Consider the following 10,698-nt stretch of genomic DNA (forward strand, 5'->3'; position numbering starts at 1 on the left):
TCAATGGACCTGAAAAGATTCCCGGAACGGAATGCAAACCCCGTCCACATTACTGCACAAAAGCCCCTTGATCGTGCCCTTGACCACAAAATCCTTCTTCGTCAACTTAATTTTCTGCCTGAACTCGGCCTTTTCGGTAAAGTAAGTGTATGCCACATCCCAAGTCGGATCCGTCGTTTTCTTTGGCTGCACCGGTGTTATGCCGCCCAAAAGTTTGTAAGAATTTCCCTCACTGAATTGGAATTCCGTTGGCAGCGGCCCAATGTCGTTTTTGAAATCACTGGAATAGAGCTTCCAGTTTTTGTCAATCGCCGCCGAGAAAATGAGCTCTACTTCCTCGCCTGGTTTCGCGCTTGCATTGGATAGCGCTACTTTCCATTTGGAAATGTCGGTCGCGTCCTGGGCGGAGGTGGTGAGGGAGGTAAGGAGGGCCAGGAAAAGAATGAGCTTGAACATGATGGTAAACTTGTTTGGTCTTAAATGCTTTGTCATGCTGAGCGCAGTCGAAGCGGAGGTCGCCGGGAAGTGCTTTTTGGCTGCCGCATCGGCCCTTCGACTGCGCTCAGGGTGACAAAGGTGAGCTTGGCTCTGAGTTATTAGAGTTAAAAAGTTCAGCGTGACAAAGTTGGTTGGTAAGCCTCCTTTGTCATGCTGAGCTACCAACCTTTGTCATGCTGAGCGCAGTCGAAGCGGAGGTCGCCGGCAAGTGCTTTTTGGCTGCCGCATCGGCCCTTCGACTCCGCTCAGGGTGACAAAGGTGGGTTAGCTAGCTCAAAGTGACAAAGGTGAGCTTGCTCAGCATGACAAAGTTTAGTTAGCTGGCTAGTAAGTAGGTGGTACTACCTCCCACTCTTCACCTCTCCCACCGCCGACGAAAACGCCGCCGGAACCGGCTCCGCTATCAATGCATCCAGATCCCTGTTCCATTTAGCCACATAATCCTCGTAGTACTTCCCGGTAATCGTGCCGGTATAACCGGTATGTATCTGTTTCACTTCGCCGTCGCGGCCGATGATGATGGTAGTAGGAAATGCCATCATGCGGTTTAAAGCAGGGAGTTTTTCTGAGGCTACTTTTTTGTCGGCGATGCCACCGAAAAGTATATCATATTCAATGCCATACTTTTTCTTCAGAGTACCCAGCGTGTATTTGGCGTAGGCGAGATCGTCTTTTTGCTCGAAACCGATTGCGATGGCTTCCACGCCGCGATTTTTGTTTTCTTTAAACCATGGAGAAAGGAAGGCGGTCTGGTCGGTGCAGTTCGGGCACCAGGTCCCGATGATCTCCACGATCACCACTTTGCCTTTGTACTTGTCGTCGCTGAGCGAAACCTGCTTGCCGTCGAGGTCGGGCAGCGTGAAGTCGAGTTTGGTATAGCCTTCTTTCAGATAAGTCAGTTTGTAGGGATCCGGCAGCTCGGCGAGGTCGTTTTTGGTACCTTCAAATTTGGTATTATCATAAATACCCGAGCTGATCACGCCCGTGATCGATCCGTCTTCATTGATTTTGCCTTTGTAAACACGCGGATTGGGTCCCGAGAAGTGCGAAAGGACAAATTCATCGCCCTGCACTACGCCTTCCAGCTCGCGGCTGTCCCCAACGGTCGACATTACCACGCCGGTCAGTTTGTTGCCTTCCTGTTTCAAGAGCGCCACATTATCCGGCATTTTGGCTTTGCTGAAAACCTGCAAGTCCCATTTGCCCGACAAATTATGTTTCGTCGGCTGCTCCTTGCCTTTTTCTACAAAACGATAATCCTTGCCGTGCTCTGCCGTGAATGGCAGCGAGTTGCCGCGGAAACCCGGTACCAGACTGCGGTACTCGCCGGAAATTTTTCCGTCCGACTCCACCTTGGCGACCAATGCCGCATCGTATGTATTCATTTTCACAAAAATCGAATCACCATCCCGTCTTGTCACATGGAAATCATCGCGGCGCGATCCGTTGAGAAGCGTCAGGATCGGATCCTTCTCATTTTTTGCATTGTATTCAAAATTGAATGGAATGTGTGTTTCGCTGATCACAAACTCGCCCCGCCATACACCTTGTTTGGGTGCCTTCGCACCGGGCTTGTCTGTGGCATTTGCAAGGCTGGTCAAAAGTGTGGCACCTGCCAAAGCCACCGCTTTCATCTGGTTGTTGATTTTCATACAACTTGTGCTGTTAAAATGGAAAATAGTTAACTGTATCCCTGTCAGGCGTGCTGAAAGAATCCTCATTCGGACCGGAAACATTTGCAGGATTTTTTCCGGTGTTACTGTTAACCCATGAAAGGTGGTTTTCAAAAGGCTGTCGTGAGACTGGCACAAATGTAGATTACTTCTCTATCAACTTGGTAGACTTCTATCAAATTATTTGTTTTCGTACCACCAAACATATGCCGCTGCGCTGGCATGTTTAGGTACGAAAAACGATAAGGTACACACCTATAAAGGGACTGATGTATTTGGTGGCACGTTCCCCGAATAATCCATTTTATTTTTGACAAACCGAGGATGTTACACATACCTTTGCAGCATATCTCTACAAAATTGATAGACTTATTATTTTATCATCTTTTATCCACATTTTTATTATGAAAAAGACCATTGTTTCCGCATTCGCAGTCGCCGCACTAGGTTTGGCTTCTTTTGTCAATCCGTTGAAAGAAAACGCATTTACTGTTGACACCCAGAAAAGCAAGCTCGTTTGGAACGCTAAAAAAGTGACGGGTGAGCACTCAGGTCTGGCGCCTATCAGGAGCGGGACTTTAAAAGTAGATGCCGGAAAACTCAAAGGCGGCGAATTTGAAATCAACCTCAAAGACCTAACGGTCACCGACCTGACCGACCCTGACTACAACAAAAAACTAACCACACACCTCAAAAGCGAAGATTTTTTCTCTGTTGAAAAACATCCGACTGCGAAGCTCAACATCACTTCGGTGACACCGGCCGGTGCAAACAAATACAATGTCAAAGGCAAGCTGACAATCAAGGGGATCACTGAAGACGTAACATTCCCGGCAGAGGTGAGTACCTCGGGGAAATACCTGACCGCCAATGCCAAAATCGCAATCGACCGCACGAAATACGATATCAAGTACAACTCGAAAACATTCTTCTCGTCGATTGGCGACAAGGCTATTGACGACACTTTTAACCTGGATGTTTCACTGGTGGCATCAGAATCCGCTTCTTCTGCCAAAGCCAGTCTGAAATAGGTTGTCTTGGATAATTTCAAATTCCGATTTGGCGACGGAGGGTTAATAGGTACGGCTTATTTGAAAGCTTGCACTGAAATCAGGCAGGGACTGCAGGCTCCCCGGTCTGGCTACATGGCAGCTGCAATTCCGTCGTCAAATCGGAAATTTTGCTCAGCGTATAGCAGCAAGCGTTCAGCTGTTAGCTTTTGGCTTGATTCAATACGTCTTCGCTGCAAATTCCTCTTGTTACATTCTTTGCCTGATTGGCACCACTTCAATTTTCATTTGATGAAAAAATATCTGCTATTGTTTTTGATCGCCGTGTCGTTCAATGCCCTTGCGCAGCAGCGCACCCTCACCGGGAAGGTGACCGACGGCCAGAGCGGCGAGGCGCTTCCCGGCGTGAATGTGTCGATCAAAGGTACACGCCAGGGTACGCTTACGGATGCCGAGGGAAAATACACTTTAAGCCTCGTCCGGGGCGAAACACTTGTTTTTTCCTTCGTAGGTTTTGCGGCCCAGGAAGTGAAAATCTCTTCTGAAAATACCTATGATCTGCAACTTCAACCCAGCTCGCATACGCTCGGCGAAGTGCAGGTAGTAGGCTCGCGTAATGCCAACCGTACCAAGATCGACTCGCCCGTGCCGGTGGATGTCATTGATTTGAAACCTTTATTGGAATCGGCCCCGCAGGTGAGTATTACGCAGCTTTTGCAATACGTTTCGCCTTCCTTTCACTCGGTCAATGGTAGTAATGCGGGTGATGCAGGCTCTGCGCTGAATTTGTCGCAGCTGCGTGGCCTGGGTGTAGATCAGGTGCTGGTTTTGATCAATGGAAAACGCCGGCACAAAAGCTCCAATATCAACTGGGGCGGATTGGGGAATGGCGCCACCGGCTACGATCTGAACTCGATCCCTACCGCTTCCATTGAGCGCGTGGAAATTCTGCGCGATGGCGCGGCAGCTCAGTACGGGTCCGATGCGATCGCGGGTGTGATCAATATTGTTTTAAACAAATCAACCGAACAACTCACGCTCAGTTCCACGGCGAGCACGCGCCGCAGAGGTGACGGTACCACTACACGTACGAATGCCAACTACGGTTTTGCCTTGGGAAAAACAGGCGGCTACCTCAATGCGACCGCCGAGTTTGCCACACAGGCAATCGCATTATTGCCCGGCAATGATGACGCCGGCTTGTACCTCGGCCCGGTTTACGGTGGCGGTGCCAACACCCGCAACTACGACGCGATCTACACCAGGGAAATCGATGAAGAAATCCTAAAAAACCGCGGCATCGACCGCCATTTCTTTGACCGTCGCGGCGGTGGTTCGAACAAGGCAAAAGATGCATTGCTGTTTTTCAATGCGGCTGTGCCTTTGCGGCAAAATGCGGAAGTGTATGCATTTGGCGGCATCAGTCACCGGAATTCGCAGTTTACGGCTGTGTACCGTCTACCCGGCTGGACCGAGCGAAACAATGCATTTCTCTACCCCGACGGATTTTTGCCCGCGATGGAAAACATCATTACCGACAAGTCGCTGGCGGTGGGCATCAAAGGCAAGATCGAAGGCTGGGATGTAGACATTTCAAATGTGTACGGGAAAAATGATTTTGGTAACGTAATTACGAATTCCCTGAACGCGAGTCTGGGCCTGAAAACGCCGCGAACCTTCAATGCTGGCAGCTACAATGCGAGCCAGAATACGGGTAGCATCGACATCAGCCGCTATTTTGACAAAGCATTAAAAGGTGTGAACGTGGCATTCGGTGCGCAGTACCGCGTGGAAACATACCAGATCATCGCCGGTGAGCAGGCTTCCTATTCCAAAGGCGACCTGCGGACGGTGTGGGGACTGGATACGACGGCCACAGGCATCATCTACAATACCAACGAAGGTCAGATTGGTCTGAATGGATTGTCGCCCGGCTCGCAGATCCACGCAGGATTTCGCCCGGAGAATGCGGTGAATGTGAACCGCTCCATTCTGGCCGGATACCTGGACGTGGAAGCCAACATTACCCAAAACTGGCTTGTCTCCGGCGCATTACGCCTTGAAAACTTCTCTGGCCTGGGCAATGTAACGACCTACAAAGTGGCTACGAAATATAAAATTGCCGACTGGCTCGGCATCCGCGGCTCGCACAATACAGGATTTCGCGCGCCGGATCTGGCCCAATACTACTACACCGAAACGTCGACCAGCTTCCAACAGGGCCGGGCGATAGATCAGGTGACGGCCTCCAACCAAAGCGCCGCCACCCGCGCGCTGGGCATCCCGACATTGACGCCTGAAAAATCGAAGGGTTACACGCTGGGCATCACTTCGCAGCCATTTAAAAATTTTGAATTCACGGCCGATGCCTATCTGGTAGATGTAAATAACCGCGTCGGCAACACCGGTAACTTCTCGGCGACGGATACAAATCTGCCGCTCGAAGTCCGCAGTTTGTTTGTGCAGACGGGCACGACGCAAGCCAAGTTTTTCTACAATTCATTCAGCACAAGAACAAAGGGTTTGGAGCTGACAGGCAGCTACCGCACGCCATTCCGCAGCGGCGCGCTTACCTTGTTGTTCGGGGCGAATTTTGTAAAAAACGAAGTAACGAGCGTCAACACGCCGAAGGGACTGGAAGCCTACCGCTACATTATTTTCAACGACGGCGAAAAAGCGCGGGTTACCTCGCACATCCCCGGCACGAAGGTCAATTTGCAGGGCAGCTACAAAGTCGGCAAGCTCACTTACATGGTGCGCGGCATTTACTTCGGCTCGGTGACCACGGCTTCTGCATTGAACGCGACTTTTCCGCAGCCGGATTATTTCTACCAGAGACTGAACCCGATATGGGTCGTGGATGCTTCAGTGGCGTATTCGTTTTCCAAGTCCATTCAGGGCGTGATTGGCGTGAACAATGCATTCAATGAGCTGGGTGATTATACCGATCCCAAACTGTCGGCTTTGAACAATCCTTCGATCATCGGCTTGCAGAATGGAAGCGCTGGTATCCAACCATTTGCCCGGATTACGATCAAACTTTAAGCTCAGGAAACACATTTAACCAATGAACAAAATGAAGATCTTTTCCTACAAAAATATATGGGCGCTGGTTGCCGCTGCGGCTGGACTGACTGCCTGCAAGGACACCAGCTATCTTGACGTCGACGCCGCCAACCGGCCGCCACTGAGCGCCTACATCAGTTTTGTAAATGCAAGACCGGTGAATGCCGCGCTGAGTTTTTACACATTTACCGACAAGATCACGCCCACTCCAGTGGCCATCAATACGGCTTCAGACTACTACCCGACCGTCTTCGGCAATGTGCAGATCAACATCACAGAAGGCACCAATACAAGTTACAAAGCCTCCTACCAGTTTGGCAACAGCGCAACTTTCACGGCCACCGGCCGGCCCAATGGTCCGATCGCCACATTTTATCACACCGTAGTCGCGGCAAGAACTGCCAGCAACAAGGCTGATTCTCTGATTCTTTTTTATGATGATCTGAAAGCGCCGGAATCGGGAAAAGTGAAGCTAAGGTTTGTAAACCTCTCGCCGGGCGCGGGGACTTTGAATATACTGAATGGCACGACGCCACTCTTTAATAATGTGGCTTACGGCCGCGCGGCGAACTCTGCGCTGACTGGCGAGACTTTGAGCGCATGGACATTAGGGCCCTTCCAATCAGTAAATGCGGGAAAGTATGCATTTAATTTTAAAGACTCCGCCACTGGTACGACGGTCGGAAACAGCTCGACGGTGACTTTGGAAGCGGGAAAAATTTATACGGTTTTTACAAATGGTCTTGTACAGGGCGGCCCGGCTTTCGGCGTGAGCGTGCTCCAACATCCGGTAAAGTAGATAATTGGTGATAGGTTTAGGTCTCCGTCCTGGAAATTCCCGGACGGAGATTTTTGTGCAAGTGATAACAGCCGGCGGCAGACTTATTAATCGTTTGTTGGTATGTCTAAAAACAAAATTTCTCAGGTTTAAACAAGTCGAGCAAGTCTTCTATTTAAATAAAAGCGGCGCCATCTGGTACAGGCTCCGGCGCCAGGTCAGAAATTCATGCGCGGTACCTTCGGAAACGTACGAAACCGCATTGTAGCCCGCCGTTTTGAGCGCAGCAGATGCATTCCGCACGCCATCGGGTTTCTCCTTGCTGCCTGCACTGAGGAAAACAAGCTTGGGTTTGGCTTTGTCTTTCAGGTCTTCTGGCGAATACACGCCGCCGCTGAGTAGTGCATAGTAACCGAAAACGTCTGGCTTGTTAACCGTAATGTTCCGGGTTTCCATACCGCCCATAGAAAGTCCCGCCATCGCGCGTTTGTCGCGGCTGGCAACTGTTCTGAAAGTAGCGTCCACATACGGGATCAGCTCGTCAACCAGCACGGTCTGGAAAGGTTCGATCTTGAATTCCCTGATCTTTCCGAATTTCACCTCATTGGTCATTCCGTAAGTCATTACAATGATGAAGGGCTCAATTTTTCCGTCGGCAATGAGGTTGTCCATGATCAGATTGGCGCGGCCCTGGTTGCTCCATGCGGTTTCGTCTTCGCCCCATCCGTGCTGCAGGTACAGTACCGGGTAGCGTTTATTGCCCTTTTCATAGCCGGGTGGGGTATAAACAAATGCACGGCGTGAAGTTCCGGTGCTTTTGGATGGGAATAATACCTGCTGCACATGGCCGTGGGGCACATTTTTTAGCTGGTAAAAGTCCTGGTCGTGGGCCGGGATCTCAATCCCACTTTCCCAGCGAACCGAGCCGTAATAGTTGAGTGTGCCCGGATCATTAAACGTTCCTCCATCCACATTCAGGTGGTAATAGTGAAAGCCTTCGTCCATCGGTCCCTCTGTGGTTCCGGTAAAAAAACCTTCTGCATCTTTGGCAAGTTTGGTTCCTCCCCTACCGCCCAGTCCAAGGCTTACCCTTACACTATCTGCCTGCGGTGCCTTGATCTTGAAACGGACATATCCCTGAGAATTCACCTGAGGATATTCCTGACCAGGCTGATTGAGAACAGAAGGCTTGAAGTCGTCTTTGATAGCCGGCTTTTCCACCTGCGCCCAGGTAGCTCCCACCGTGAGTGAAGCTGCCAGCATGAAGGTAAAACATTGTTTGTTCATGTGATTTGACGTAAATGCCTGTTTAGAATGTGATGCTGATTACCCGACGCGAAAATCAAATGGAGACTGATTTCGGTTAAAAGAGGACAGATGAAAAACCTACTTTATTTTACTGATTTTATCATCAGCTACTTGATTAAGTGCTAGATCTTGTTCAACTTATGAATTACTTCAACCACTTCTTCGAAAGAAAGCTTATTTACTTCTTTGTTTTGTATATCAATCTTGTTTGTCTCAATCAGCTCTCTTAATTGGCCTTTACTTAAATAATTGCCGACGCAGCCATCCGCTACTCTTGGAGAGTCCCTTGGTACATAAAATGTTGCGTTAATAAGCAAAATTCTCTTTTTCTCACCTTTTTCATCAATCCAGGCCTTGTTCCACTTTGTGGATTCTGTTGCCAGTAAGCCTGCCAGACTGGCGCCGTTAGCTGTATTGTTAAAGAGTTCTTTGGGAGAATCTTTGTCAATAAAAATGGCAGAAAATTTTCCCACAATATCAAATCTGGCAAACGTATTCCAGTTTCGCAGATCGTCTGAATATCCCAGATTAAAATAATCAACATCGTTGTATCGCATTGCCCATGGCAATAAGCTTCTGTTCTTTTTACTGGAAGCAGGATCGATAATTCTTTTGGTACGTACGTGCCGGTCACTTTCAGACTTAATAATCGCCTTGGTGCTAATCTCCTTGCGGTTCAAAAAATCAGACGTATTAGTATAAACGGCAACCGGCTTTTCTATCTCCTGGGCAATTGAAATTGATACAGACAAGATTAATAAGATGAAGGAGGTCGTTGCTTTTAGCATTGCTTTTTAAGTGAGACTCTGTAAAACTGGATATAAATATTTCGGGCTAGGGCAACAAGATAAAGGATTATGTGTGTTAAAGTAGGAAATCATTGATTTGAATATTGTAGGAAAAATATAGTTTTCTCACCAAGAGTATACGTTTGGGATATCTCAATTGAAAGACAGTTCTTTGCAAAATCTCAAAACTTCCTCTTTCAGTACTAGATGACTCAACGTTTACTTCCTGCAAAAAGCACGAATACCCTATTCTATGTCTCTTTGCGTGCAACAGCCTGCTGTCTGCTTGTTTTACTTCTGACCAGCACTTCGTCTCGCGTGCTGGCTTCCACATTTTACGTAAAGGTAGATGGAACGGGTTCGGGGGCTCTTTACTGGGCCAATGCAAGCAGCGATCTGCAGGCCGTGATCAATGCTGCTAATGCCGGGGATGAAATATGGGTGGCCGCCGGTACATACAAACCCGGTGGAAATGAGAACACAGATCGTACGATCAGCTTTTCCATGAAGAACGGGGTGAGCATATACGGCGGTTTTACAGGCAACGAAACTACGCGGAGTGAGCGCCCGGCCATTAACCAGACCACCCCTTCTACCACCATTCTCTCCGGTGAAATTGGTGATCCATTTGATACGAGTGATAACAGCTTTCACGTCATTCGGAACCGGCTCGGCGTTACAAGCAGCACGGTGTTGGATGGCTTTGTCATTACTGGTGGCAACGCCAACGAAGCAGGCCCGGTCCAGGAGCCAAATAATCTTGGCGGGGGAATTTATAATGTTCGTCAGTCGTCTTTTGCAAACCCCAGCAGTGGCCCGCCCAGCAGCCCACAAATCAGCAACTGTTTGTTTCTGGATAATTTTGCTACCTCTGGCGCGGCCATTTACAACGGAGGCACCTCGAACCAAAGCGGTTCTGTACTCACTAACTGTGTTTTTCGAAACAATATCGCTTCGGAAAATGGCGGTGCTATTTATAACGTTGGATCGTTTGGCTCAAACATCCAGCCCAAAATGACTAACTGTCTTTTTCAGTCCAATTCGGCCGAAGCTGGCGGGGCCGTCTATAACTATGGATATTTTGGCTCAAGTAGCCCTGAAATAACAAATTGCTCTTTTCAGGATAACAGTGCTGCATCCGGCGCGGCCATTTACAACGATGGTGAAAGCGATGCGTCTGATAGTAGCCCTGTGTTGACGAACTGTTTGTTTAAAAACAACAAGGCGTCGAATCAGGGTGGAGCCATTTTCAATAACGGGGATTTTAATGGTAACAGCAGCCCTCTCATTATTAACTGCGTGTTTCAGAGTAATTCGGCGGACAGCGGCCGTGGGGCCATTTTCAACCTGACGGGTTATGTTCGCAACGATAACAGGGCCCGGCCTAAGTTTACCAACTGTTTGTTTCAAAACAACACCGCTGTCTATGGCGGGGCCATCTATACCGATTCCGTCTGGGAAGGTGAAATCGAATTATTGTTAACCAACTGTACCTTTCAAAACAATACCGTAGGCGGCTTAGGGGGAGCGATAGCTGGCAATGGTTACGGTAACGGGTATTATTCTAATACAACCCT

Annotated in this window: 8 protein-coding genes; 4 read left to right on the top strand and 4 right to left on the bottom strand. The window is 49.0% G+C overall.

The features are described 5' to 3' along the window. Together ACTIE6_RS23895 and ACTIE6_RS23900 are read right to left on the bottom strand one after the other, a co-directional pair. On the bottom strand, positions 1–492 hold the full coding sequence (locus ACTIE6_RS23895; RefSeq protein WP_439559017.1) for a protein-disulfide reductase DsbD domain-containing protein: 492 nt from the start codon (positions 490–492) through the stop codon (positions 1–3). 347 nt (positions 493–839) lie between these two features. After that, positions 840–2,150 (bottom strand): peroxiredoxin family protein, encoded by a 1,311-nt coding sequence (locus ACTIE6_RS23900; protein ID WP_439559018.1) that lies wholly within the window; start codon positions 2,148–2,150, stop codon positions 840–842. Positions 2,151–2,575: 425 nt separating this feature from the next. Between ACTIE6_RS23900 and ACTIE6_RS23905 the strand changes: the two genes are divergently transcribed. The 3 genes from ACTIE6_RS23905 (at position 2,576) to ACTIE6_RS23915 (ending at position 7,046) form a co-directional block, all read left to right on the top strand. Continuing rightward, positions 2,576–3,202 carry a YceI family protein gene (locus ACTIE6_RS23905; RefSeq protein ID WP_439559019.1) on the top strand — a complete coding sequence of 209 codons (627 nt, stop codon included), beginning with the start codon at positions 2,576–2,578 and terminating at the stop codon, positions 3,200–3,202. A 270-nt stretch (positions 3,203–3,472) separates the two neighbouring features. After that, a complete protein-coding gene (locus ACTIE6_RS23910) occupies positions 3,473–6,226 on the top strand; it encodes a TonB-dependent receptor (protein ID WP_439559020.1) in 2,754 nt (917 codons plus the stop codon). Positions 6,227–6,257: 31 nt separating this feature from the next. Then, on the top strand, positions 6,258–7,046 hold the full coding sequence (locus ACTIE6_RS23915; protein ID WP_439559021.1) for a DUF4397 domain-containing protein: 789 nt from the start codon (positions 6,258–6,260) through the stop codon (positions 7,044–7,046). 150 nt (positions 7,047–7,196) lie between these two features. Here ACTIE6_RS23915 and ACTIE6_RS23920 read toward each other — a convergent pair whose 3' ends face one another. Both ACTIE6_RS23920 and ACTIE6_RS23925 read right to left on the bottom strand, forming a co-directional pair. Beyond that, positions 7,197–8,288, bottom strand: coding sequence for an alpha/beta hydrolase-fold protein (locus ACTIE6_RS23920; RefSeq protein ID WP_439559035.1), 1,092 nt, complete (start codon positions 8,286–8,288; stop codon positions 7,197–7,199). A gap of 167 nt (positions 8,289–8,455) precedes the next feature. Further along, the gene (locus ACTIE6_RS23925; RefSeq protein WP_439559022.1) at positions 8,456–9,121 is read right to left on the bottom strand and encodes a hypothetical protein; all 666 of its coding nucleotides are present in this window, start codon (positions 9,119–9,121) and stop codon (positions 8,456–8,458) included. A gap of 207 nt (positions 9,122–9,328) precedes the next feature. On the opposite strand from ACTIE6_RS23925, the gene ACTIE6_RS23930 reads away from it, so the two are divergent. Next, the coding region (locus ACTIE6_RS23930) for a hypothetical protein (RefSeq protein ID WP_439559023.1) at positions 9,329–10,698 on the top strand (1,370 nt) is incomplete at its 3' end.

This window comes from Dyadobacter sp. (genome assembly GCF_051859145.1).
In the GTDB taxonomy this organism is placed as follows: Bacteria; Bacteroidota; Bacteroidia; order Cytophagales; family Spirosomataceae; genus Dyadobacter.